Consider the following 25,498-nt stretch of genomic DNA (forward strand, 5'->3'; position numbering starts at 1 on the left):
GACAAATCTATCTAAAAGTGCTAGCATGATACCAATAAAGACAGACAGATTACGATACGAGTATGGAGGAATAGGGTAGATGATTGAGAACCGTCGCCTTAAAGTCATCATGGAAGTCCAGCAGCAAATGCTGTTATCTAACTTAGATTTAAAGCTATTTATGCAGACGATTTGTGACCGGATGTGCCTATTGACCGATGCTGACGGTTCTACGATTGAGATGCTGGCGGGTGAAGAAATGGTTTATGCGGCCGTTAGCGGGACCTTGCAGCCTCATCTCGGAATCCGAATCAATAAGAACGGCAGTTTATCGGGCTTGTGCGTGACGGAAAAGAATATCTTGTATTCGCCAGATACGCAACAGGACGATCGCGTCAACAAGGAAGCAACAATGAAAGTCGGCGCGCGGAGCATGGTCTGTGTACCCCTGTTCGAATCCAGCAACGCCGTTGGCGTGTTAAAAGTCATCTCCGGCCGTGCCGACGCTTTCTCCAGCCGGGATATTGAGACGTTGCAGTTGTTATCGCTTGCTCTGGGCTCGGAGCTCGGCAAGCAGATCAACTATGACGACAAAATTCGGATTCTAAACGATTACGAGCAATTATTGGTTCAATTAAGAGCGGAAATTGAAAGACGCGAAAAATTAGAAAGCGAGCTTATTCAGCTGACGGAGCGCGACATTCTGACCGGATTACTGAATCGTAGAGGCTTTAGTGTTCGAATCCAAAATTGGATTAACCGGGCCAATCAAAAAGAAGGCTTGTTCGGGGTGTTCTACCTCGATTTGAATAAATTCAAGCAATGCAACGATACTTACGGACATGAGGTCGGCGATCTCGTGCTTATAGAATTCGCTAATCGCATCAAAAACGCGGTCCGTGAATCCGATCTGATCGCACGTGTTGGCGGCGATGAGTTCGTGGTGGTGGCATGGCTGCAGAACGACAGCAACGGCTTGATGCAGGTTGCCAAACGATTGATTGAGCAGCTTGAGTCACCGATGCAGTTTAAGGAGCTTCAACTTCCGATGACCACCAGCGTGGGCTGTACGTTATGGGAAGAGGGCAAAACGGAGTCCGATCTCACTCGCGCGGCCGACCATTCCATGTATCTGGCCAAGTCCAGCGGCAAGAATCGAATTGCAGTGGATGGGGAGCTTGTCGGGTGATGGCTCCCCATTTTTTTATTATCGAATCCATCTTGAGCCGTCTTCAAATGTAACGGTTGCATCCGGTAACGGCGTATGAAGACTAGGAACTTAAATTTTTGTACGAATAATCACCGCTCTTCACCCTTCTCACCCGCTAAAAAAGGATCTGGAAGCTTACTTTCAGATCCTTTTAATCCTAATGAAATTTTCTGAGGTAACTAATTATGATTTCGTTTATTAACTTCAATTGCAATGAACTCCGGCAAATAATCGGGCGTACAGCCCTTTGATACCATTTCATCTTTATAAAGACCCGTTTTCTCGCCGAGTTTAATACAGCGTGCTCGATTGCTTGGATCATAAACGCCAATCCAGCCTGCCGTGAAATTCATCGCCCATTGAACCTCCGGCTCTTCCTGCGTAATCGCAGCTTCAATTGCAGACAGCAGGTCTGCGTTGTTATCAGACGGTGTTTGCCCCATCCATCTCAGACGCGCTTTATAATACCAGAAGGCTCGCCTTTGAAGAGCAGAAGGACTATTTTCCCATGACTCCATCAAGGCAATGAGCTTCTTGTCTTTGGTGAGCTGATTCGCCAATAACCAGTCCATTAAGTGATTTCGCTCGTCATATGTGTGATTCTGCATATCCTGATCAAGCTTATTCAGCACATCTTCGGAAAGCAGCTTTTTGTCCATAATTAAGATAGCCAATAGTCTGGGCAAAAACTCTTTGGTTGACCACAACTCCATAGCTAGTTCATGATCTATTTTAATGTCCTTCGCGATTTTTCGTAAGTCGCCTAGCTTAGTGTTACTGTTGATCTGGGCTAAAATGTTTTCTGCTTTTGTCATTTCTGCAGGTTTATTCTTACTCATTGGAAACAACTCCTTTACTGAGCATTGTTTCGTCCTATGTCCTATTTTCTACAAGCTCTGCTCACTTACTCCCGTTACCGGATTGAAGGTCAACATCTTCGTCCCGATTTTATCGATGAAAAAGCGATCATGGCTTACCGTAATGACGGCGCCCGGGAAGTGGATTAGAGCTTGCTCCATGACCTGTATGCTCGTAAGATCCAGATGGTTGGTCGGCTCGTCCAAAATAATAACCGATGCACCCGATAAAAGACACTTGGCTAGCGCCACCCGAGCCTTCTGGCCGCCGGACAAATGCCCGATCATCTTACTCAGATCGGCCTCCGAGAATTGGAGCATGGCCAGGAACTTATTCACCTTTTTGCGTGGAGCATCCAGCCCTAAGCCGTACGTATTCACCGCGTGGCTGACGGTTTTCTTCGGATCAAGCTCCTCCCACATCCGGTTGAAATAAGCGTAGCTAACACCCTTCTCCCAGATAACCTCTCCGGACTCCGGCTTCTCCTGCCCGGTAAGCGCCTTAATAAGCGTGGATTTTCCGCTTCCATTCGGACCCGCGATAATCAAACGATCTTCCTTCTGAATGTCAAAGCTGACGTTCTCGAAAATCTGCCGCCCCTCATAGGTTTGTGCGATCTGCTTCACTTCGCATAGCTTGTCCGGGAAGCGCAGTTTCTCGTAAATATCGGTAATCAGCACGTTAACGGGATGCGGCTCGATCCGCTTCTTATTATCTGCCAGCTTGCGCGAGAGACGGTCCTTGGAACCGGCCTTCCTGCTCGCACGTTCGTCAATCGCTTCGGATTCCATAAGAAGCAGCTCTTCTTCCCACTGGAACTGGCGATCCAGCTCCTTCTTGCGCATCTTTTTCTTCCGGATGTAGTCGGTGTAGTTGCCTTCGTATTCTTGAAAATGGTAGTTCTCGATCTCAATCGTGCGCGTCACAACTTTGTCGATAAACTGCCGGTCATGCGACACCAGAATCATGGCTCCCTTGAATCGGTACAGCCACTGCTCCAGCCATGTGATGCCTTCTATATCTAAGTAATTCGTCGGCTCGTCGAGCAGGACGACATCGGGCAGCTCGATTAACATCTTCGCGAGCGCCGCGCGGTTACGCCATCCTCCGGACAACTCATCGATTGGCTGATTGCGAGACCGGTCATTAAACCCTAGCTTCGTAAGCACCGTGTTAATCTCGACGGACACGTTCCAGCCATCTAGATGATCCATTTGCTCAAATAACTCCGCCTGCCTCGCCAGCAGCCTGTCCATTTCGCTATCGTCCGTAACCATTCCCAGCTTGTCGCCGATCTCTTGCAGCTCACGTTCAATAAGAGCCACCTGCTCGAAGCAGGCTTCCAGTTCTTGCTGGACGGACAGGCTTCCTCTCAGTTCTGAGAATTGCGAGAAATACCCGATCCTCACATTCGGATCTATCTCCACCTTGCCGTTAGTCGGCTCTTCTTGGCCCATGATGAGTTTAAATACGGTCGACTTGCCTGCGCCATTCCGTCCGATCAGGCCAATGCGCTCCCCTTGCATAACGCGAAAATAAATATCTCGAAAGATCATGGACTCTTCATATTTCTTCGTAACGTTCTCCAAACGTATTACACTCATGGCAATCACCCTTCTGCTTTCTTTAGCGTGATTATATCATCCCCGCCTTATGCAGGCCGCAGGTTTAAATCTGATCTAAAAATGCCTTTAACCCGCTGAATGAGGATTAAAGGCATTTTCTTTGTTTTGTTTATCTTTTACACTAAAGCAGCTTAATTAGCCCTTCTAGCTCATCAAGCAATCCTTTTGCCAGTTCAAAATTAGAATCCTTTAAAGCCAATTCGATTTTCATTTCAACTGATTTTTTCTTTTGTTCCGTTTGCAAATAATCTTTATCAAAATGACTCGCATAGATCATCTGTCTAAATTTCCGCATACTCATTTTTCTAATCGTCTTATCTTCAATGATTAAAACATAATCCATGCCATTTACAACCGAATAAAAGTCATGAGAAATCATGAGAATTGCGCCTTTATAGCTCTCAATGGCTTTCTCTAGTGCTAGTTGTGTATAGGTGTCTAAATGGCTTGTCGGTTCATCAAGCAGCAATACGTTTGCTTTACGGGCAGAAACTTTAGCCAATTGCAAAATGTTTTTTTCTCCGCCAGATAGAGATTCTATCTTTTGACTAACAATTTCTCCTTCAAAGCCATAGGCGGCAAGATACAATCTGGCTTCATCATACGTGTTAAACCCTGCATCAATGAATTCTTCCAGTATTGTATTAGAGTCCTTTAGCATTTCACCTTGAACCTGAGATAAATAAGCCACTTTAGCATCCGCATTTATTTCAATGGAAGCATGATTATTTTTAAAAATATCTCGGAGTAAAGTCGTTTTCCCGGTACCGTTTGGACCGATAATGGCTACTTTATCCGTAGATTTTATTTCAAAGCTAACCTTGTCTAACAGCAGCTCATCAAAAGAAACACTATAATTTTTGACAGTTACAACAGTGGTGTCTTCAAGCTCATGATCCATATCAAAACGGATATCCGGCTGCTTAATATCGACAAACGGCGCTTTAATTCTGCGCGCTTCCAATCTTTCTTGAAACCTTACTCTAGCCTTTAAAGCTCTGCCTCTAGATGCTTCTGAATTCATAGTGGCGATCGCCCTAAGGTTATCGATAATGTGATCGTATCTCTCAATTTCTTCTTGTTCAGCGATTGCGATTTCTTGCAGCTCAATTTTTGTCTGAAGTAACGAGAAATTATACTCGATATATCGCCCGTCAAACTCTTGGATCTCCATGTTTTCAAGGTGAATCATTTTGTTAAAACAATGATTCAATAGATACCGGTTGTGTGTAACAACCAGCAGCATTCCTTTGTGGGAATTAATCAGTTTTTTAAGCGCATTTAGGTTTTCAAAGTCTAGAAATACATCAGGCTCGTCCATAATCAGTAGGTCGGGACGATTAAGCATTTCCTTCATCACTTGAATAAGCTTGAATTCCCCGCCGCTCAGTTCGGATACCTTATGATCGCTTCGCTTCAAGAGGTTGGCTAGATTCAGCTGTTTATGAATGCTGCTTTCAAAATCATCCCCGCCCATTGCATCCAATGCGTCTAAAGCGAATTGATACTTTTCCAGTAACGGTTCTATATCTGATGCGGTTTCCATTTCCGTACAAATGGATTGAATTTCATTTTGAAGCTTTATAAATTTTTCGCCTATATATTCAAAAACGGTTGTTTCTTCCGCGTTGCCCAGCTCTGAGAACTGGCTTACATATCCAATTGTGCAATCGGGGTCCATCTCTAATTTGCCATCGAAAAGATATCTTTCCGGGTCCATCAGGATATCGATTAAGGTACTTTTCCCACTGCCGCTTGTTCCTATAAAAGCGCAATGCTGCCCTTCTTCTAACGTAAATGAAATGTCTTTATAGAGTTCTTTTTGGGGAAATGAGAAGGATAAGTGATCAACTTTTATCATTGGATTGCCTTTCTTTATAGCTGGAATAGTAATATTATTAGATGTTTTGTAGCACATAGGTTGGATGTTTACTGTTATTAGAGTAACACCGTTTACAGCCAACTTCAAAACATTTGTATCCCCTCAGATTCCGGGATTTCCCTGCGTTGTATAGCGGTTAACGTCGGGTCTATCAGTGAAAAATGACAAAACTTATCCAAGAGCATTGGAATCTCGTCATGAAAGTTTTATTGGGGGATAGAGAAGCATCTTCACAATAAATGTCCATCCTGTTTTTCTTATACGCTTAAATCTAATTCGTTTATTTAGATAATCGCCTTGTTCAATTTTCATCGTTTCTTCTCTTAATGATAGTCCCATCCATGGTCGTTCACAGTTTACCGATTTATGATAGTTAGAATGCCAATTGCCTTGCCTTTGGAGTAAAGACCTCATTTAATTCTCGACGTCTCCCTTTTGAGAAAAGCATAGTATCCCGTAATTCTTTAGTAAAAAATGCCGATCATTATCATGAAGTATTATCCAACTTCATTCAACCAATCTATTTCTTCAATTCTAACGCTTACTATAATAATCACCATACTAACAGCGATATTTAAGACCATCTTTGATAAGATGGCCGTTCCTGAAATTCTATCTTAATTAACTTCACGTTATTGATGCCGATTTTAGTTTAGAAGATCGAACAATCTGAACAGTAGTCAAGCATCGAGCTCATCAATAATCGAAGCTGTACATGGTTCTCTGAACGACCAGGGCAACTCAGCGTCCTAAGAACCATAAACCTATAATTTCAACGAGTATACTATTCTTTCTTCAAAATCCAAATCGTGAATATTATTCCCTATCATCGTGTGTAAACATACCCTTAGCGCAAGATAACCAAATGATTCATTACTTATCATTGAATCTTCCAAAGTATTAACTTCTTTAGAAGCATCATAGATCATTGTAGGTCGATATAAATTCAACTTTCCGTGAACAATCTTTGAACGGAAGGAATAAAAGTTCTCTACTAATTTTTGAAGTGTTTTTGAATCAATCTCTTCTTCGTCAATAAAATACCTAAGTTTCCCGTAAATTTGATTTTTGGAGAAGTTTTGATTTGTGACAAGGAGTGCCTCTAAGGCCATACACAACCATAAACAATTCAACGGTCCATTATCTTCATAAAAGTATCTTAAATAATTAATGGAAGTACCTGTCTTTGATAGCGCAATTTCCGTCCAAAAGTCTTTGAGTCCCTTAAGCCAATCAATGACACTAATGATATCAATTCTGTTAATTAATCTAGCAAACTGGTTTTCTCTATTAACAAGATTCTCCACAGAGAATGGGTTTAGCAACCTCTCTCGAAATACGAACTCTGTATCGTATCCATCGATAAATATTTTAAAATTAGTTATTTCAAATCCAGCGGGATCGGCAATTTGAAATACTAAATAAAAATTATGGATCATTACGTTAAATTCATTACTATAAATGAGTCGGGTAACAGCCTCTTTAGTAAATATCTCATCAAAATCGGAGTTTTCAAATTTCCTTGCATCTATAGGATAATGAGCATCTACTAGCATAGTTTCTTCATCTATAAATGAAAAATAGTAATCAACATCCCCTACATCCTCCATGTGTATACTAATGGTTACATTGTTTAATTGCTTATAAAGGAACTCACTTATTCTTACAGTCAATTTAGCTTTTAAATGTGTTGTCTGCATTAATCACCTGATATACTGTATTTTACTTTCAAATTCGCCGTCTGTTCTAAATTCGCAAGATATCTGTCGGGTATACTAATAAACTTACTTGTTTGTCGAGTTATTCCATCTATGCCTTGTAAGGCGTCTTCCATCTTATCAACTTCAACCCCAAATTCCTTAAGAAATGGACTTAAAACCGGCATAGCCTGCTTCAAATTCACCAAACTTGTTACATTCGAAGATAACTCTTTCATACTTGCAATCTCACGAAGATGCTTTTTGCCCTGCTTTTTTGTCTTCTCTTCGCCATAGGCCCGCCCTACTCCCTGCTTATATTCTCTGACTTAGAGCTTATCCTAAAATAATTGGGTAATAAAGGGTACGAGGTGATGAATGATGCGAATCAAACCTGGACTCTATCCGATGAATTTTGGCAAATGATCAAAGATGAACTTCCTAAACCTACCAAACGAGATCCCAACCGAACTTATAAGCGAAAGCCTGGCGGTGGTCGAAAGCCAACCGACTTAAAGAATGTGTTGGAAGGCATCCTGTTCGTGCTCCGTACCGGCTGCCAATGGAACGCTCACGAGGCGATGAAAAGGTAGAGAAACAAGAAGGCAAACGTCCGCGTCGTTGGGTGGTGGAAGTGTTATTTTCATGGCTCAAAATCGCTTCCGTAAAATACTTGTTCATTTTGAAAAGAAGGCTCGAAACTATTTAGGGCTGATGCACTTCGCCTGCGCTCTCTTTGGGATAGGTTCTTAGTTAAAGAAAATAAAAAAGAAGAGGTACGAGGAGTGGATAAAACAAAAGTGTTTATTGTACATGGACACGATGATTTGGTTAAAACAGTAGTTGCAAGATTTTCGAAAAACTCGGATTTGAACCAATTAATCTTCATGAACAAGCTAGTTTTGGCAAAACTATAATAGTAAAGATTGAAACTTATTCAAATGTCGGACTCGACACCGAATGATATTTCAGGGGCCGTATATATCCCCTTAGATTCACACAAAGCATGGCATATCGCAATAACTAAGAAACTGAAAATTATGGATTTGTTGTTGATATGAATCTTGTACTATTAGTTTAACAAAAGACCAGACAAGCTTTTCTTCGTCTTTTCCATTATGCGGGTTCAATAAAATCAATAGAGTCGACCACTAACTCAACTCTCCGCTTTACCACTACTTATGATAAGGTTCGCCGTATCACTCTAATGGCGAAATGGAAGGGCACCCGATCGGGTGCCTTCTTAAAAATTTTAGTCAAATATTTACGAAGTTTTGAAGCTAATACTCAACACACATAAGTACTTAAATTATTTTTTATTATTGAGCAACATCATCTAAAATCATCGAATACCATGAACAGTATATATCGTTCCGACTTCTCTGAGAGGAATAAGATGCTGCATATGATCATACTAAGCACTAACGTGGCTTAGACAAGCGACTCCGCCTCTACCAACTCGACTATCTCTGCTCCGGCCTGTAGCAGGTTAGTATACAATACTGAAATATTATTAGATGATTGACGCCTGTTAACAATCTCTTCATAGTGTTTTATTATTCTCTTTTCACTGTAGGTAAATAAGACTCTCTGTTTTGCTCTTGAAAAGGCAACAAAAAAAGCCCTCTTATCTTCTTCTGAATTATTTACGAAGTTCCAAAACGCTGCATCCTCTAGACCGACAAATATTACAGTATGGTACTCAAGGCCTTTACTTTTGTGTATAGTCATAATGGGGATGCTGTTATACCCGAGAATATCATTAAGTGCGAGTTCCCAGTTTTTTAAGGCCCGATATGAACTGGCCAGTTTGCTTGAAAACTCTTTGACTTTTTTGTTTAAATATTTGCCGCCTCTATACTTAGGAAACATCGCACAATATTTATCTTCACCAAAAAAATCAAAAATGCTCTTTAGATAAACCTCTAATTCTCGCCCATTTTTCAAGTTAGGAAGATCCGTTTTTAGCTTAGAAATAAAATTAGTTAGTTCACTATCATACTTATAAAAATCTTCCGATTTATCAGCTATATTCGAGTTTAAGAGTATCAGGACATCAAAAACCATTTGCCATGAATCCGGAGCACGATTGCTCATCACTAATGTTAGAATATGAATTAGTAATGTAATACATTCTTCCGAAAGCAAATCTTGAAACTCTTTTTCTACCCGTGCAATTATACCTTTTGATTTCAAAACCGAAATGATCTGATCGGCATATATATCCTCTTGTTGTTTTACAATTATACAGAGATCTCTGGGGTTCATATCCTTTTCTTCTAACCATTCTTTTATTTTTCTCGATAAATAGTCCGCCTCTTGTAGATGAGTTTTGAACTTCCAGATTTGGCATACTCCGGGGGGCGTTTTTCCATCTGTCATTATACTAGGATATTCAACTATTGATGAAGAAGGATCCAGATCCCTTGCAAGGTAATTTTGGATATCTATTAGAAATGGAACAGAGCGATGATTTTTTATTAAGGACTCTTCTTTTGAAGAAAAATCATTTTTAAACTCTTGAAACGCATTAGGTAAAGCACCTGCCCAACCCATTATTCGTTGCTTATCATCACCAACGGCTGTTATGACCGTCTTTGAATGTTGAAAGATTTGTTTTAACATATCATATTGAACATTTGTCGTATCCTGAAATTCATCTAAAAACAAGTGGCTATACGTGACTTTTAGGGCGTTTTTAATCATCGTGTTTGTACGAGTTAGATATTCAACCAATCTCGTAATCATAGAAAATGTGAGCGTTGCGGGAAACCCCTTCGAACCCTTTGGCATAAGTCCCCATAAATCATTAGCTAACAAACTGTAAACGTCATTTACGTTATATGTGGACGGCATCGGTAATCGTTCTTTTCCTAGGTACTCCATCAGTGTGTCATATCTTAATTTATGAACTGGATACTGTTCTTTATAGTGGGGCACCACCAACTTCTTCAATTCTATTTTATCAGTTACAATTTCATAGTCTTGAACTGGCCGATACATTTCTTCGATGCTATTTCGGAAGTGGTCGAGTAAATGTTTTGCAAAGGAATCATATGTTCTTGATTCGAATCTCTGACATAGTTCATTACCACATCTTTTTCTCACTCGCTCCGCTAGATTTGCAGCTGCATCAACTTTAAAGCTAATTGCAAGTATTTTCTGCGGAGGGGCGCAAATTCCTGTTTGAAGCAAGTAACTTGCCCGTTGGGCAAGCAACTCTGTTTTCCCCGCGCCAGGACCAGCTACAACCATGGTATTTTCTACGCTCTTCACAACCCTGTCCGCAGCGTACTCTAACATGATACCATGCGCTGGCATCCATTCTCTCGGTTTAACAAATATCATAGTATCCCCTCAAGTTGAATCTGTTCTTTTTTACTTTTGCCAAGGATTTCTTTAACGGCGTTCAGTGTGTTCATCAGTGAAGTTGGACATTTATCCAAAAAGTCGTTTGGTTCAATTAGGGCTAACGCCTCCAAGTGTGTACTAGGTTTACTCCTACCCAAGAATAAACTATTGTACCAGACCATAAGTTCTTTCTGTTCGATGGTATAAGTATTGCCAAGTCCAGTTTCATTCTTTTTTTTCTTCAAAGTTGCGTTTACCCCATTAAGTACCACCGTATCATATCCTGTTGGATCCATAGCTTTATCAGGAATTTCCGGCCCATTCACAGGGATAGATTTATACACATCAGTAAATGACTCTAACATGAGCAAATCAATATCTAGTGGAGCTGAGAAGAAGAAATTATAGGATTCCAGCTTTTTTATCCATTTATTCATTTCCGCCACAGAGTTTGGACCGCTTGGGTCGTCTATAGTACGTTTATGCATTTCATCAAGAATACCTTCTGGATATGTAGTGCCCTCAATTGTTAACAATTCAGTCTTATCTATATTTATTTCTATTAGTTGTTTAAATGCGTACTTGATTCGACTCCATCCACCTGTACCCCGTTCCCTGTCAAGATCAAGTAAAGTGACAAAAGGAACATCTAATTGTTTTAACAACCTCCAAAAGTGGTTTACAAATCTCCCACCTAAAGGAACCACTGATACTGTCTCGTCATCAAGAGCAATATTCCCCACTTCCATTAATCGAGGTATTATTAATTCTTCGCTATCCCCTTCCCCAAGTATAACAAGTTGAGCGAAATAGAGTTCTGGATATGCTCTTACAGCTTCTTTTACATATTTAAGAGCCAAATCACTATCACTAGGTAAAGTAATTGCACTTACAGCGGTGCTCCCTATATGTTCTCCAGTAATTGAAATTTTCACATGACGGATCTCTTCAGGATTGATTCTTTTAACAATCGATGGACTGTGAGATGTAAGGAGAACTTGTGCATTACTAATTTCAGATATCTCTCTAAGATTTTTAGTCACTCTACCTAAAAGATGAGGTGAGATATGATTTTCCGGTTCCTCAACAGCTAAAACAGTCAAAGCTGTGGGGATTTTTTTCGGAAGAAATCTGCCTTTATCATCATTTATGATTTTTTGCTCAATGCCCAATAAAGTAGAAACTAAAGACAAGTAAAAAAGTGAACGAAGCCCGTCACCTAATTTATCAATTGAGTAGTTGGTAATATCCTCAGTAGGGGAGAATTGTACATTTATGTTTTTGAGCATAGACTCGAGTGATGTCTCATTAAATAATATTTCTGCATTCGCATATCGTGAATCACGATGAAACTTACTCCAGGCAGACTTGACTTCATTACGTATTTCTTGCAATCCACCAACACTACTTAAATACTGCTCTAATGGTAGAATAGTCTTTTGAATTTCCTTGTTAGTGTCTTCGGGCCAAGCTATACTTTTGACCAACCGCCATAAGATTGTGCCAGATGCTAATTTTAATTGATTAGCCGGTTCCCTTACAGCTGGAACATATATCATCTGAATTAATGCTCTCTCATTAGCTGGCAAAGGTTTATAAGAATCATCTTTCTCCTCATCTCCATAAGGTACCACAACATAGAAAAGTTTGGGGTCAATTTCTCCGTCAGGTGTTACACTTTGAGTCCACTTGGCTTCAAGACGTATTCTTAAATATGGCACTTCCTGAGGTTTTCCAGTCATCATTTGCTTAAAGAATGATGGTACAGTTTGTATTCCTTCACCTTCTGTTTGCAATTCAGGGAACTCTATCTTTGCTTCTATTCTAAGTAATCTATCTTCTGTGACTTCATCGGGTTTTATATTAGGAGGTACGTGAAAATCGCTTTTATGTATTGTTCTCTCCTTAGAATTTACCCCAAATAATTTTAGTAAAGCTTGAATTAATGCAGTTTTCCCACTACTATTTGAGCCAATTATTGTTGTTAATCGATCAAAATTTACAGTTGTTTCTTTATCACCAAAGCATCTGAAGTTTCTAATTCTCAGTTCAGTTATATTCATGAGATTTACCCCCACTAATTATTGGACATTATTTCCTGAGATTACTTTAATTCATTCCATAAAGCAACAAGGTCTATCACATTAAATTAATTAATAGAGGACGATATTATTGATTTTCACAAAGGTCTTAGACGGCTCTTAGTCACACTATCCAACATCTTCTCTCAACACTTAATTACTTACCCGTACCGATTTTTCACCCTACTTATGATAAGGCTCCCCCCGATTTATCTTCACCGCCCGATAAATCTGCTCCACCAGCACCAGCCTCATCAGCTGGTGCGGCAGCGTCATGCGCCCGAAGCACAGCTTCTGCTGCGCGCGCCGCAGCACTTCATCGCTCAGCCCGTGGCTGCCGCCGATGACAAACACAACATGGCTGCTGCCGTACGTGCCGAGCCGGTCCAGCTCGCGGGCCAGGTCCTCGGAGCTCCACAGCGCTCCGTCCAGGCTAAGCGCAACAACATGCGCGTCCGGCTTAATCTGCGCCAGTATGCGCTCGCCCTCCTTGCCCTTGACGATGCCCACCTCGGCGTCGCTGAGCGTATCGGGAGCTTTTTCGTCGGCAACCTCGATAACCTGAAACTTCAAATAAGGAGCCAGCCGCTTCGCGTACTCCGCAATTCCTTGCACTAAATATTTCTCTTTCAGCTTGCCAACCCCGATAATCTGCACCAGCATCGTTTCTTTCCCAGCCTCTCTTCGCCGCCGCATGACAGCAGCTTATCCGTTTAAAACCCCTGCAGCTATCATACCGTAAAGAGACCGTAAACCCTAACAAACGCCTTCCGCCAGCCTAACGGTTATCGCAGGCATCTCCTCCAAAACCGACGCTTCTCCCCCAGCCTGGCATCCGCAATTTATCAATAAGATTTATACAGCAACGGACACGAAATTTGTCGAAATATGCGTACAAAATTAATAGAAAGCGGTATAATTCGAGTGAGAATCATGTTCGACGGAGGAATTTATGAAACCGCTTCGATACTTCCCTGCCTTAGCTGTCATCGCCCTTCTCATAGGGCTGCTGCCTTGGCCTTCAACGATATGGGCGTCCGCGCCCCAAACCGAATTAGACCGCTGGCAGGTCATGCTGATCGGGGCCGCTGAGAAGCCCGGCACCGCGCCGCCCGCTGGCGGCAATTGGCAGGAGGCCCATGCTGGCGAGACGCTGGTCGAGCTGCCTCCGGGCGCCAAAGGCGTTTGGATTCGGCTGCAGCTTCCGTCAACGGAGAGCTGGCTTCGCCCCGGCATTCTCGCGAGCAAAACGTACGGCCTCAACATTAACATCTACCGGGATGGCAAGCTGCTTTATGAAACGACACGCGACTATCAGGTCGAAATGACCCGCCTGCTGCTGCCGGTTGATAGCTCGAATGAAGAGAACACGCTGGATGTGCTGATCCTGACAAACGGCGAGCGGGCCGGATTTCTTACTCCCGTCCAGCTGGGAGAGTTCAACGATCTGGAGAAAAGTTATATGCGCTCCGAGCTGCCCAGCCTGCTGCTCGGCGTCTCAATTATCTTTTTAGCGCTGCTGATGTCCGTCTGCTCCATCTTCCTAAGCAAGCATCAGCGCAGCTTCTGGATTTCGCTCTGCATCATCGCTTTGACCACCGGCGTGTTGATTGCGTCCTATTCGCCGCTCCCATATTTGTATTATCCGTCTGGCGGCCGATTTTTCTCGGCTCTGTTCGAGCTTGCGCTGTTCACGATGTTCCCTGCACTGGGCTACTTCGTGAGCGAGACGTTTGAGCGCAAATCGCCGCGTTTTCATCGTTTCACCCGCTGGCAGGCGTATTACTCGCTCTTTGGCATCCTCTTGTTCCTTGCGTACAGCCTGACGGGTGATAAGCTCTACCCTATTTACTCTATCGTATCGGTCTTAGCGATCGGTGTGCTTATGCTCGTCCAGATGGTCTGGATTTCTGTCCTTTCCATTTCCTATTGGCGCCGCGGCGACAGCCAGGCGCGCGTGCTGGCCTTTGGTCTGCTGGCTTTTGCCTTACCCAGTGCCACCGACCTGATTCTTTATTATGCCAACAACAAAAGCTACGTCCTATTTCTTTGGAAGCTTGGCTTTGTCGCTTTTGTCCTGTCGCTGGTTATTATTCTGGCGCGGCGCATATCTAACGACTACAAAACGCTGCTGTCCTACTCCAAACAGCTGGAGCTGTTTAATCTGTCTCTGGAGCGGACGGAGAAACTGAAAATTATTAGCGATCTGGCAGCGTCAGTGGCCCATGAGGTTCGCAATCCGCTGCAGGTGACAAGAGGATTTCTCCAGCTGCTCTCCAAAAAAGACGATCAGCAAAACCAAGGCTACATTACGATAGCCGTCAATGAGCTGGACCGGGCCGCCGAAATTATTACCGACTTTCTCACCTTCGCCAAGCCGGAGCTGGAATCCGTGTCGCGGCTCGATATCCGTGAACTGCTGGAGCAGCTCGATCTGATCATGGGGCCGCATGCCTCGATGCACGGGGGACGGCTTGTTGTTGTGTCGGAAGAAGGAATGGAGGTCATGGGCAGCGCGTCCAAGCTGAAGCAGGCGCTCATCAATCTGATCAAAAACAGCGTCGAAGCGTTTGGGGAAGAGGGCCTGATCGAGCTGTCCGCCCGCGCCGAAGGAAGCGAAGCCGTTCTGCGGATCAAAGACAACGGAGAAGGGATGGACGAGGAGCAGCTATCCAAGCTCGGCGTTCCCTATTTTTCGACTAAATCCAAAGGCACTGGACTCGGAACGATGGTGACGATGCGCATTATCGAGGTCATGAACGGCAGCATTATTTTCCAGAGTCAAAAAGGAAAAGGAACCGAAGTGACGATTCGGTTCCCCCTGGTAGATCAGCTTGCCTCTTCTACGGTAAAACTACCACATTAACTCGCCATCGCCCGGGCCATTTGCCACATCTTCCGGGTTCGGCGGAAGTACAAAGTAGAGGTTCTTGTCCGATTCTGCTACAGCCGTCAGCTGGATGTCGTCCGGAATCTCAACGCCGAAGGCGTCCTTAATTGCGGCTTTTGGATCGGACAGCAACTGCTGCTTGAACGCATCGTCCTTCCATGCTTTTTGAATGATTTGCACTTTCAATGATTGGGAAGACATAGGATCACAGCCTCTCGGAAGATATGGGCATTTCTTCCTATAACTTACCATACTTTGTCCCAGAAGTCCCTACTTATTTTGGGATATTCGACACAAAATGAGAGAATCCACCTTGGACGGCCAGCTCGCTGGCCGTTTGTTGCGTTGACCGGGCATCGGCCTCGATTCCCGAAAGCACAGCATGCTGAAAGCCTGTCAGCCCGGAAGGCGCTTCGCCAAGCAGGGACAAGCTGTTCCGGTGAGCTTGGATAAGCTCTCCCAGCCGTTCCAAAGCATCATAGTGAAAAATAGCCCGCCGCACGAGCTTTTCCGTCAGCGTCAGCTCCTTCGGAAGACCTAGCTCCCGCCGCGCTAAGGTCAAAAAAGCATTACTGCGTTCTTCGCCCGCTGCCAAATCCTCCTGCCAGTCGGCCCAGTCGTCCGCCAGCTGCAAGGAGGCGAGCGCCAGATCGACCGCCCGCTCCGCTGCGGGAATCCGCTCAGGACGGCCTGCGGCCAGCCAAACGGCTGCCGCGCCGATTTTGACCGGTGCTGACTTCAGCGCCAGCCCTGCAGCATCCTCCGGCTCCGCTTGCCGGATCCCCTCCTGCGATACCGCCGAGCTCCACTGCTCCGTGTAGTCCCGGTAATAGTCCCATAGACCCGCCTCCCCGTGAAAATGCCGCCCGTACCGCTCAACAAACAGTGTATGCAGCAGCTGGCCCGCCGCCAGCGCCACCTTTGGCCCGAGCTTCGTCTCCTCTCCGTCCATCACGTCGTCCAAAAGGAAATAGTGCAGCATCATATACACGCTGCCTACGGCAAAATCACGGCTCAAAGCGGCCGGTATGCCTGCCTTTTCCCCGTACCACAGCGGAAGCAGATAAGTCATATAGTTGGACCCGCCTTCACGGCCCGAGGGGTCGCACTGCTCAATCAGCTCTCGCAGGACGCTGCGCATAGGCTCCGGGCATCGGTCCGTTCCCTCTTTTGCCTCGGCAAAAATCAGACCCGCTTCGCGTTTTGCAGCTTCAAAACTCCATGGCATCGGTTAACTCCCCTTTTCGGCTCTGCAAGCTGTATGTCCTCACCCTATTATTGACGGTTATTATCATGAAAAAATATAGCTTGGCTCAACTCGAATTTACATCCATTTAATACCAATTTACCCGACGACCGATTTGAGCATGAGCAAAGATGACTGGCCTGGCATTGAGCCATCCCAACGCTCGTTCAACACAAAGAACCGGAACCGCAGCTCCCGCCGCAGTCCCGGTTCTTTCCCGCCTTCAACTCAGTCTGCCTTATCCTTCCGAGGAAACTTCACCACCGGCTGTTTTACCGGATTCAGCGCATCCATCAGCTCGTTTCCGGCACACAGGTTGGACTCCACGATCGCCTTTGGCGTCAGCGCCATCCACTGGTTGAGCGACACGTCCGCAAAGCGGTCGCTGCGGAACATTTCGAGGAACCAGATGGAGTCATTGCCTATGTTCTGGATATAGTGTCCAAAGGCAAAAGGCACATAACCGACATCGCCAGCCCGGACATTGTATGTCCTCGCCGCGCCGTTGCCCCCGAATACCGTCATGCGTCCCGTTCCCGACAAATAATACTGCCACTCGTCGGCGTTCGGATGCCAGTGCAGCTCGCGCATCGCGCCCGGCTTGATTTCCACCAGCGCTGCAGCAATCTTTTTCGAAATTTGAAAATTCGTAGAATCCGCAATGCGCACCGTCCCGCCGGAGCTGACGAGCGGCTTTTGAGCCATTAACCGGTGTGAGAAAGGAAGCGGCACGCTGCCGTACGGCGATTCAATGCGCTGCGACTCCAGCGAGCCGGGCACGGACGCTTGGTAAATGTATACCTGATCCTTTGGCAGATGGCAGAACGCCTCCTCCGCCACCCCGAAGTTGGCAGCCAGCACGCTGCGCGGCGTATGAGCCATCCAGTCCGAGATGGACAGCGTGTTCAGATCGGAGAAATTTCCGTCATCAAAGACGAGCAAAAACTCCGCTCCATGCTCCAATCCTTGAATGGAATGGGGCAATCCCGGCGGAAAATACCATAAATCCCCTTGGCCGACATCTGCGATGTAGTTGCGCCCCTCGGCATCAATCGCCGTTATACGGGCGCTGCCGCTAATCATAAACGCCCACTCCGCCTGCTGATGCCAATGCAGCTCGCGCACCCCGCCCGGCTTCAGGTACATGTTAACCCCGGCCAAATCCTTGGCAATTGGCAGCTCCCGGGTCGTTACCTCGCGCGACCAGCCGCCGAAATTCAGCTTCATATGCGTGTCCGAAAAAGAAAACACCATATTCGGCAGCAGCCCGTTGTCGGTGACCGGCGGCACGAGCTGGTCCGGATTTTCCAGATCACGCCAGATATCGCGCGGCCCTGTATCAATGCCGCCAGCGCCGTCCGGGCGGATCGGCTGCGGAATTTGCCTTTGGTCTGCCTGATCACGGCTCATGCTCATGCGAATCGCTCCTTCCGCTTACGTACAGTCTACGTTTACGGTATGCCGGAATCCGCGCTGTTACGACCTTTTTCTCCTTATTTCACTGCGCCATCGCCGCTTCGGGCTATTACGTATTGTCTGCCCGTTCGACCGGCTTCGTCTCTGCTGCTTTTTTCTGTATATGCAAATGACCCGATGCGCACTGCTCGTGGAGAAACGCCAAAAAAGCCGTCCAAAAACCCATCTCGCGATGATTTTTAGGACGGCCTCTTAACGCGTCTATTATTCAACTCGTAATCGGCAAAATCAGTTCAGGTCCATCCAGAATGCCCTCCGCCAGCCTACGTCCCGCAGAACGTCCGGTAAGGCCGCTCGCCCGCCTTAGCCGGCTGAGTATAAGCTTCCTGCTCCGCCGAATATGCGTAAGGGTCAGCGAGCGCCGCCAGCAGCCGCTCCATGACGCCGAAATCGCCCTGCTGGGCTGCGGACAGCGCTTCTTCAACGCGATGATTGCGCGGGATTACATTCTGATTGCTGCGGCGCATGAGCTGCTGCGATGCCGGGACCGCGTCCTGACCCGAATCCTCGCTGCCGCCCTCCTGATGCCTCGCCTGCCTGACCCGCCATTTGCCCAGCCATTCCGCAAACTCCGCAGTCCCGTTCATGCTCACGCCTTCGAGCTGCCCCAACGTCAGCGCACGGAACGTATTGGTGTAATCCGCCGCATGCTCCTTCATCTGGCCCAGCAGCTCGCTCATAAGAGCTTCATCCTCCGCCTCTTCTCCGAACAATCCGAGCTTCGCCCGCATGCCCGCCAGCCAATGGCCGTGATATTGCTCGGTAAAGCCTGCCAGCGCCTGTTGAGCAAGCGCCAGTGCCTGCTCCTCGTCTTCATGCAGCAGCGGCAGCAGCGCTTCCGCTAGACGCGCCAAATTCCAAGCCCCAATATAAGGCTGGTTGCCGTAAGCGTAACGGCCTTGAGCGTCGATGGAGCTGAAGACGGTCGCCGGATCAAATGTATCCATAAACGCGCACGGGCCGTAATCAATCGTTTCTCCGCTGATCGTCATATTGTCAGTATTCATCACGCCGTGCACGAATCCAACAAGCTGCCACTGGGCAATCAGCCGCGCCTGACGAGCCACAACCTCATTCAGCAGGCGCAGGTATTTATTTTCCCCATCCTTATCGTTAGCGTCCCCAATGCCATCATAATGCCGCTCCAACGCATAATCAGCCAGCTCGCGCAGCTCGTCTCCCGTTCCCCACTGGGCGGCAAACTGGAACGTGCCCACACGCAGATGGCTCGCCGCCACCCGCGTCATTATCGCGCCGGTCTCCAGCGATTCCCGCACGATTTCCTCGCCGGTCAGCACAACCGCTAAGCTCCGGGTCGTCGGAATGCCCAGACCGTGCATTGCCTCGCTAATGATGTACTCGCGCAGCATCGGGCCGAGCCCCGCACGACCGTCTCCGCCCCGTGAATACGGCGTGCGCCCGGAGCCTTTGTACTGAATATCGAAGCGCTCACCCTCCGGCGTCAGCTGTTCTCCAAGCAGCACGGCACGGCCATCCCCAAGCCTGTTAAAATAACCAAACTGATGCCCGGCATACGCCTGTGCCAGCGGCTCGGCTCCAGCCGGAATATTGTTGCCAGCCAGCGTCTCCACACCTTCCAGGCTCGCCAAAGCCTCGGCATTCAGTCCGAGCGCAGCAGCCAGCGGCTGGTTCAGCACAACCAGCTTTGGATCGCGGACCCGCGTCGGCATAATTCGGGTGAACAGCGTTTCCGGCAGGCGGGTGTAGCTATTATCAAACTTCCATCCCGCGGCTGGAGCCGCGGGTGATGTATGGGAATCGGTCATAGGATCACCTTTTTCGTTTTGTCGTGGCGCTTTAAGCGCATGTGCAGCTTTTCATAGGACGGCACAGCCGTTATGCGGTTATTATACCCTTTTTCAACCAAGAGCGCGCTCCGCGGCGCAACAGTCGATAAAAGGTGAATAATGGTTATACGGAGTAGGAAACATTAACGGATGCCGCGCTCTTTTTACCGAAATTGTCGAAAATACCCCATCTGACACCGGCAGATAGGCCATTTGCTTCATAAAATGCAGGTTCACGGGCTTGTATTTATGTTAAAATATAATTTAGACAAGCGTGGGCGATCCCTTGGACTTGCCATTCTCAAGGTAGACTTCTATCATGAGAAGAAACCATCTGCAGAAACAAGACATTAGGAGGAGTTACGACAATGGCACTCGTTTCCATGAAAGACATGCTGAACAAAGCTCTCGCTGAGGGCTACGCAGTAGGCCAATTCAACATCAACAACCTGGAGTGGACGCAAGCGATTCTTGCTGCCGCAGAGGAAGAGAAATCTCCGGTAATCCTCGGCGTATCCGAAGGCGCAGCTCGTTACATGGGCGGCTTCAAAGTTGTTACGGCAATTGCCAGCTCGCTGATCGAAGAAATGAAAATCACCGTTCCGGTTGCGATTCACCTCGACCACGGCTCCAGCTTCGACAAATGTAAAGCGGCTATCGACGCAGGCTTCACGTCCGTTATGATCGACGCTTCCCACCATCCGTTCGAAGAAAACATCGAAACGACGAAAAAAGTCGTTGAATACGCGCACAGCAAAGGCGTTTCCGTTGAAGCCGAGCTTGGCACGGTTGGCGGCCAAGAAGACGACGTTATTGCAGACGGCGTTATTTACGCTGATCCTAAAGAGTGCTTCGAGCTCGTAGAGCGCACGGGCATCGACTGCCTGGCTCCTGCCCTCGGTTCCGTACACGGCCCTTACAAAGGCGAGCCTAACCTGGGCTTCAAAGAGATGGAAGAGATCTGCCAAATGATCAAGCTTCCACTCGTACTGCATGGCGGCACTGGCATCCCGACGGAGCACATCAAAAAATCGATTTCCCTCGGAACGGCTAAAATCAACGTGAACACCGAGAACCAAATCGAGTTCACGAAAAAAGTCCGCGAGATCGTAACGGCGGATCTGGAAGTTTACGATCCTCGTAAATTCCTTGCCCCAGGCCGCGACGCGATCAAAGCGACGGTTCAAGGCAAAATGCGCGAATTCGGTTCCTCCGGCAAAGCTTAAGTTTTGCTGAACAACTGAATTTTAATAAGAGCCTGCTCTCCTTATTGGAGGACAGGCTCTTTGCATTTTCCGTGGGCTCACCATTTTGGGAGCTGTATTACGGCTCCGCCCCTTCCGCTTTTCAAGGACACTTTCTCGCTAATTTTATCGCTATTGGCTATATCATGCTAAGTAATACTTTGAATTACCTTGGAACACTTTCCGTTGGCAGCAACAACTGTTACGGCATCAGCAGCGGTAAAGCCGCATCGATTTTATCTGCGATGAGAGTATAGAATTCCGGCGCATGCGGATTAGCCTTGGCTGGGATCTCTTCCAGCACCCGGATCATCAGCCCGGCGGACCCGACCGCCGTAACGATTTCGCCCATCGTCCAGCCCCGGCCAAGCACCTTTTTGGTCTGCTCTCGTTCATGCTCTGGCAGCAGCTTGGCAAAGGCCACTTCGCCTTCCTTGATCTCATCGTCAAAATAATTGCCGCTTGGTTCTTTCAGGTTGTTCGTTACGAGCATTGCACGAGCGAAGGGATGAAAATCGGTCAGCATAAACCGTCCAGCAGGAGCTAGTCTGTGGCGGACGACGGAGAAAATAGCGTTTAAATCGGTGAAATAGTGTAGAATGCCAAATTCCATTAATACAAAGTCAAATTCTCCAAGCGCTTCTTCATCGGGTATATTCAGCGCGTCGGAGCAGATATAATTCAGCCTCACGCCTGCTGCAGCCGCCGCCTGGGTTGCATAGAGCCGGTTCTCCTCGGAGATGTCCACTACCGTCGCATCCGCCCCCAGCATAGCAAACGCAATTGCCTTTCGGCCATTAGAGCCAAGCAGATTTAGAATTCTTTTCCCTTGAACGTCGCCTGTGTACTTCAACCAATAACGAAGCCGATGAATGTGGCTCTGCTTAAGCTCTTCAGCCAGCTCCTCCGGCGTCCCGTGCGCTTGAACCCATGCCTGATAAGCCTTTGTTTCCCAAGCCGTTTTATTCGCCTTTGCCAGCTGCTCCTGCATCCCGCACCTCCCAAGTTAACTCCAAATACCGCCGGATTATTTTACCATAATCTAAATATGTGGATAAGCGCGTTTATAACTCTCCCCCTGTACTTATTCACATGTGGATATAACTCATCGATGAAATCAATTTAAGCTGAACATTACCTTGTGGATAGATTACGGAGAATGATAGCATCTACACAAAGCCAAGTATTTCACGTGCTTTCTTCAACTCTCTTAAAATTAGGGCAAAGGGTGATTGCAATCATGGCCCATTACAGTGACATCAACCGGTTGAATTGGAACGACCGTACGGCGGTTCATGCCAAGTCCGCCTTTTACAATATTGAGGCTTTTTTGGCTGGCGAAAATTCGCTGCCGGAGCTGGACCGGGAGGAGCTTGGCGACGTGGCGGGGCTTTCCATGCTGCATTTGCAATGCCATTTCGGCAAAGATTCACTCTCCTGGGCCCGCATGGGCGCACGCGTGACGGGAGTAGACTTCTCGGACGAAGTCATCGACTTAGCCCGGTCTTTGAACACGCAGCTGGGGCTTGACGCCCGGTTCATCCGTTCGGACATTTACAACGCAGCTGAAACGCTTCAGGGAGAGCAATTTGATATCGTTTATACGTCCTATGGCGTGCTTTGCTGGCTGCCGGATCTGAAAGGCTGGGCGGATTTAATCGGCGCCGCTCTCAAGCCAGGGGGAACGTTTTATATGGCCGAGTCCCATCCGCTCGCAGGTATTTTTGAGGCTCAAAATGACCGCCTGGAGATGCGCTACCCTTATTTTGATAATGAGGCTCTGCGCTGTGAATCCGCTACCACGTATACCGGAGATCCTGATGTGCTGGAACATCCGGTAACCTATCAATGGCAGCATACGTTAGGCGACATCGTCAGCGCACTGGCCGGAGCGGGGCTTACTCTGGAGTTCCTGCATGAACATCCCTTTACCGAATACAATGCCTTTCCCGGTACTATGATTCAAGACGAGCGGGGGAAATGGAGGCTTCGGGAAAATAACTGCTTGCCGCTGCTCTTTTCCATCAAGGCAGTTAAGCGTTGAAGAAAATTTCATTGCGCACAAAAAACATCCCTTATCCCAGCCATTAACTCGCCGCAGCGGGCTTAAGCAATATCTGGGATAAGGGATGTTTCTACTTCCGGGCCAACGCCCTGCTCGTTTACCTATGTGAATTACACAATTAAAAATTCCGCTTTGTCCTCGCACAAGTCACATTTCACAGGCGGGTCCCAATTCGCAAAATGCGTCTCGTTCAGATTCACCATATCCGGCGCATCCTCGTACTCATCCACGAACTTGTCCAATGCCAGCTCAATATGCTCCTTGCACACGCAATACATTCGATGACCTACCCCTATTCCTGTTCCTGAAATGACTGCTAATAGCTCTATTATACCACAATTTCCGCAGTCATAACGGCCCGCGGTGCTGCAGTTGTGCAAGATACAGCAGGTATACACTTCCAGATCGCTCGTATTGCCTTCCTCTTCGGAACCTGTGCCCTTCACTCATATCCGTCAAAAAATAATCCGGCCCCGCCCGGGACCGGATTATCTCTAAGCGTTATTCTTCCTCTTCGGTCTTGTCTTCCAGCTTGAACGATGCGGATTGCTGCTTGCCGTCCCGGTAAAAGGTTACCTCGATCTTGTCGCCGATCTTCTTTTTGCCGTACAGGTACTTGCGCAGCTCCATCGTGCTGCGGATCGGCTGATCGTCCAGCTTCGTAATGACGTCGTTGAACTGCAGCCCCGCCTCCATAGCCGGGCCTACCGACTCCAGCACGATAACGCCTTCCGTTACATCCGCCGGCAGATTCGGGCCTCCGCTCTCTTCTTCCGTGCTTTCGCCGCTGCCCTCACCCTCAGACTCCTCTTCACCGCCCAAGAAGCCTTGCTGTGCGAAATACGCATCCAGATCCAGCGTGTACACGCCCAAGTAAGGACGCGGCACCTTGCCCTGGTTCATCAGCTGATCCACGATCGGCATGACGTTGTTGGAAGGAATGGCGAATCCAACCCCTTCAACGCCGACATCGGATATTTTCATGCTGTTGATGCCGATGACCTCGCCCTTCATATCGATCAACGGTCCGCCGCTGTTGCCCTGGTTAATGGAAGCATCCGTCTGGATAACCTCCTGTTCCCAGTCGTAATTGCCGTCCTGGCTGAGCGACACCGGAATAATCTGTTTCGTCTTGCTGACAATGCCCATGGACAAGGAATCTCCGAGCCCAAGCGGATTGCCGATAGCCATGACCATCTCGCCGGATTGCAGCTTGGCGGAATCTCCCATTTTTGCAATGGTATCGATGCCCTTGCCGTCAATCTCCAGCACGGCCAGATCCGTAATGTAATCGCCGCCCACCAGCTTCGCCGGACGGGATTCGCCGTCAATCATAACAGCCTTGAGACTGGCGGCTCCCTCGATGACGTGATTATTCGTAATAATGTACGCTTTGCCGTCCTTCTTGGCGAAAATAACCCCGCTGCCTACGCTCGCAGGCTGCAGCTGGCCCTCTTCCCCGCCGTCCGGAAGCGGAAGCTCATCTCCAGAGCCTTCGCCGCTGTCCGGCAGCTGCATCGCCTGTTCATTGACGATGCTGACTACAGCCGGACGCACTTTGGCTGAGGCGGCTACGGTCTGCTGAATCGCGTCACCCGGCGCGACCAATCCGGTGGCTGCCGCGCTTAACGCTTCCACGGAGGCCGGTTTGCCGTCTCCGCCGCCAAGCGCCAGCGTCAGGGCCACAATAATGGCGGCTCCAGAAACTGCCGATACAGCGACCAGACGGCCCGCGCCCCAATCCTTGCGGCTGCGCAACGGGAAGCCCGGCATCTGCTGGCGCCCCAACTTGGTCGTGCGTCGGGAGATCCGCGTCGAATAGAACTCATCATCGAACAAACCCACTTTTACCCGCTCCTCCCGTTATTCGCGCACGCGTTCGACTGCTTTATGTTAAGCATACGTGGCTGCTTAAAGTTCGACTACAGGATGTTTTTTCTCACCTTGGAATGATTTCGGAAGATTCGTCTAGAATAATAATAGACGAAGTGCAACTCCCTACTAAACGGGTCCAAGGACTCAAAAGTTGCACGTAAACACCGATAAATCCTTATACAAACTCCAGCATCCGTTAACGGAAGCATAA

Annotated in this window: 20 protein-coding genes; 5 read left to right on the forward strand and 15 right to left on the reverse strand. The window is 47.3% G+C overall.

The annotated features are described in order from the left end of the window. Positions 1-79: 79 nt before the first annotated feature. Positions 80-1,168, forward strand: coding sequence for a sensor domain-containing diguanylate cyclase (locus M3223_RS11040; RefSeq protein ID WP_251561345.1), 1,089 nt, complete (start codon positions 80-82; stop codon positions 1,166-1,168). A 200-nt stretch (positions 1,169-1,368) separates the two neighbouring features. On the opposite strand, the gene M3223_RS11045 is transcribed toward M3223_RS11040, so the two are convergent. From M3223_RS11045 to M3223_RS11065, 5 genes are all read right to left on the reverse strand, one after another. Beyond that, positions 1,369-2,028 (reverse strand): DNA alkylation repair protein, encoded by a 660-nt coding sequence (locus M3223_RS11045; protein WP_251561346.1) that lies wholly within the window; start codon positions 2,026-2,028, stop codon positions 1,369-1,371. Between the two features lie 48 nt (positions 2,029-2,076). Then, complete coding sequence (locus M3223_RS11050; RefSeq protein WP_251561347.1) at positions 2,077-3,651, reverse strand: ABC-F family ATP-binding cassette domain-containing protein; 1,575 nt, start codon at positions 3,649-3,651, stop codon at positions 2,077-2,079. A gap of 142 nt (positions 3,652-3,793) precedes the next feature. Then, positions 3,794-5,533 carry an ABC-F family ATP-binding cassette domain-containing protein gene (locus M3223_RS11055; protein WP_251561427.1) on the reverse strand — a complete coding sequence of 580 codons (1,740 nt, stop codon included), beginning with the start codon at positions 5,531-5,533 and terminating at the stop codon, positions 3,794-3,796. 785 nt (positions 5,534-6,318) lie between these two features. Then, positions 6,319-7,254: a HEPN domain-containing protein gene (locus tag M3223_RS11060; RefSeq protein WP_251561348.1), complete on the reverse strand. Its 936-nt coding sequence runs from the start codon at positions 7,252-7,254 to the stop codon at positions 6,319-6,321. After that, entirely contained in the window at positions 7,254-7,490 is a 237-nt protein-coding gene (locus tag M3223_RS11065; protein WP_251561349.1) for a hypothetical protein, read from the reverse strand. The genes M3223_RS11060 and M3223_RS11065 overlap by 1 nt, the downstream gene beginning before the upstream one ends. A gap of 135 nt (positions 7,491-7,625) precedes the next feature. On the opposite strand from M3223_RS11065, the gene M3223_RS24480 reads away from it, so the two are divergent. Next, entirely contained in the window at positions 7,626-7,844 is a 219-nt protein-coding gene (locus M3223_RS24480; RefSeq protein ID WP_435368006.1) for a transposase, read from the forward strand. A gap of 838 nt (positions 7,845-8,682) precedes the next feature. Here the strand turns inward: M3223_RS24480 and M3223_RS11075 are convergent. The 3 genes from M3223_RS11075 to rlmH all read right to left on the reverse strand — a co-directional run bounded on the left by M3223_RS11075 (position 8,683) and on the right by rlmH (position 13,346). Further along, on the reverse strand, positions 8,683-10,599 hold the full coding sequence (locus M3223_RS11075) for a UvrD-helicase domain-containing protein (RefSeq protein WP_251561350.1): 1,917 nt from the start codon (positions 10,597-10,599) through the stop codon (positions 8,683-8,685). Further along, the gene (locus M3223_RS11080; RefSeq protein ID WP_251561351.1) at positions 10,596-12,665 is read right to left on the reverse strand and encodes an ATP-dependent nuclease; all 2,070 of its coding nucleotides are present in this window, start codon (positions 12,663-12,665) and stop codon (positions 10,596-10,598) included. The genes M3223_RS11075 and M3223_RS11080 overlap by 4 nt, the downstream gene beginning before the upstream one ends. A gap of 201 nt (positions 12,666-12,866) precedes the next feature. Further along, a complete protein-coding gene (gene rlmH / locus M3223_RS11085; RefSeq protein WP_251561352.1) occupies positions 12,867-13,346 on the reverse strand; it encodes a 23S rRNA (pseudouridine(1915)-N(3))-methyltransferase RlmH in 480 nt (159 codons plus the stop codon). A 289-nt stretch (positions 13,347-13,635) separates the two neighbouring features. Here rlmH and M3223_RS11090 point away from each other — a divergent pair, with 289 nt between their 5' ends. Beyond that, positions 13,636-15,549 (forward strand): sensor histidine kinase, encoded by a 1,914-nt coding sequence (locus M3223_RS11090; RefSeq protein WP_251561353.1) that lies wholly within the window; start codon positions 13,636-13,638, stop codon positions 15,547-15,549. On the opposite strand, the gene M3223_RS11095 is transcribed toward M3223_RS11090, so the two are convergent. From M3223_RS11095 to M3223_RS11110, 4 genes are all read right to left on the reverse strand, one after another. Further along, positions 15,538-15,774 carry an NHLP leader peptide family RiPP precursor gene (locus M3223_RS11095; RefSeq protein WP_251561354.1) on the reverse strand — a complete coding sequence of 79 codons (237 nt, stop codon included), beginning with the start codon at positions 15,772-15,774 and terminating at the stop codon, positions 15,538-15,540. The two genes, M3223_RS11090 and M3223_RS11095, sit on opposite strands and share 12 nt — an antisense overlap. Before the next feature lie 73 nt (positions 15,775-15,847). Further along, a complete protein-coding gene (locus M3223_RS11100; protein ID WP_251561355.1) occupies positions 15,848-16,801 on the reverse strand; it encodes a class 1 isoprenoid biosynthesis enzyme in 954 nt (317 codons plus the stop codon). Positions 16,802-17,047: 246 nt separating this feature from the next. Next, positions 17,048-18,235 carry an oxalate decarboxylase family bicupin gene (locus tag M3223_RS11105; protein WP_435368007.1) on the reverse strand — a complete coding sequence of 396 codons (1,188 nt, stop codon included), beginning with the start codon at positions 18,233-18,235 and terminating at the stop codon, positions 17,048-17,050. Positions 18,236-18,558: 323 nt separating this feature from the next. Beyond that, a complete protein-coding gene (locus M3223_RS11110; protein WP_251561356.1) occupies positions 18,559-20,082 on the reverse strand; it encodes a protein adenylyltransferase SelO in 1,524 nt (507 codons plus the stop codon). A 389-nt stretch (positions 20,083-20,471) separates the two neighbouring features. Between M3223_RS11110 and M3223_RS11115 the strand changes: the two genes are divergently transcribed. After that, a complete protein-coding gene (locus M3223_RS11115) occupies positions 20,472-21,329 on the forward strand; it encodes a class II fructose-bisphosphate aldolase (RefSeq protein WP_251561357.1) in 858 nt (285 codons plus the stop codon). A gap of 220 nt (positions 21,330-21,549) precedes the next feature. Here M3223_RS11115 and M3223_RS11120 read toward each other — a convergent pair whose 3' ends face one another. After that, on the reverse strand, positions 21,550-22,338 hold the full coding sequence (locus M3223_RS11120) for a class I SAM-dependent methyltransferase (protein WP_251561358.1): 789 nt from the start codon (positions 22,336-22,338) through the stop codon (positions 21,550-21,552). A gap of 249 nt (positions 22,339-22,587) precedes the next feature. Here M3223_RS11120 and M3223_RS11125 point away from each other — a divergent pair, with 249 nt between their 5' ends. Then, the gene (locus M3223_RS11125; protein ID WP_251561359.1) at positions 22,588-23,391 is read left to right on the forward strand and encodes a class I SAM-dependent methyltransferase; all 804 of its coding nucleotides are present in this window, start codon (positions 22,588-22,590) and stop codon (positions 23,389-23,391) included. Between the two features lie 131 nt (positions 23,392-23,522). Here M3223_RS11125 and M3223_RS11130 read toward each other — a convergent pair whose 3' ends face one another. Together M3223_RS11130 and M3223_RS11135 are read right to left on the reverse strand one after the other, a co-directional pair. Then, complete coding sequence (locus M3223_RS11130; RefSeq protein ID WP_251561360.1) at positions 23,523-23,690, reverse strand: CxxH/CxxC protein; 168 nt, start codon at positions 23,688-23,690, stop codon at positions 23,523-23,525. A 223-nt stretch (positions 23,691-23,913) separates the two neighbouring features. Further along, complete coding sequence (locus M3223_RS11135; protein WP_251561361.1) at positions 23,914-25,257, reverse strand: S1C family serine protease; 1,344 nt, start codon at positions 25,255-25,257, stop codon at positions 23,914-23,916. Positions 25,258-25,498: the final 241 nt, after the last annotated feature.

The sequence above is a fragment of the Paenibacillus pasadenensis genome (assembly GCF_023715725.1).
Taxonomy (GTDB): domain Bacteria; phylum Bacillota; class Bacilli; order Paenibacillales; family Paenibacillaceae; genus Paenibacillus_O; species Paenibacillus_O pasadenensis_A.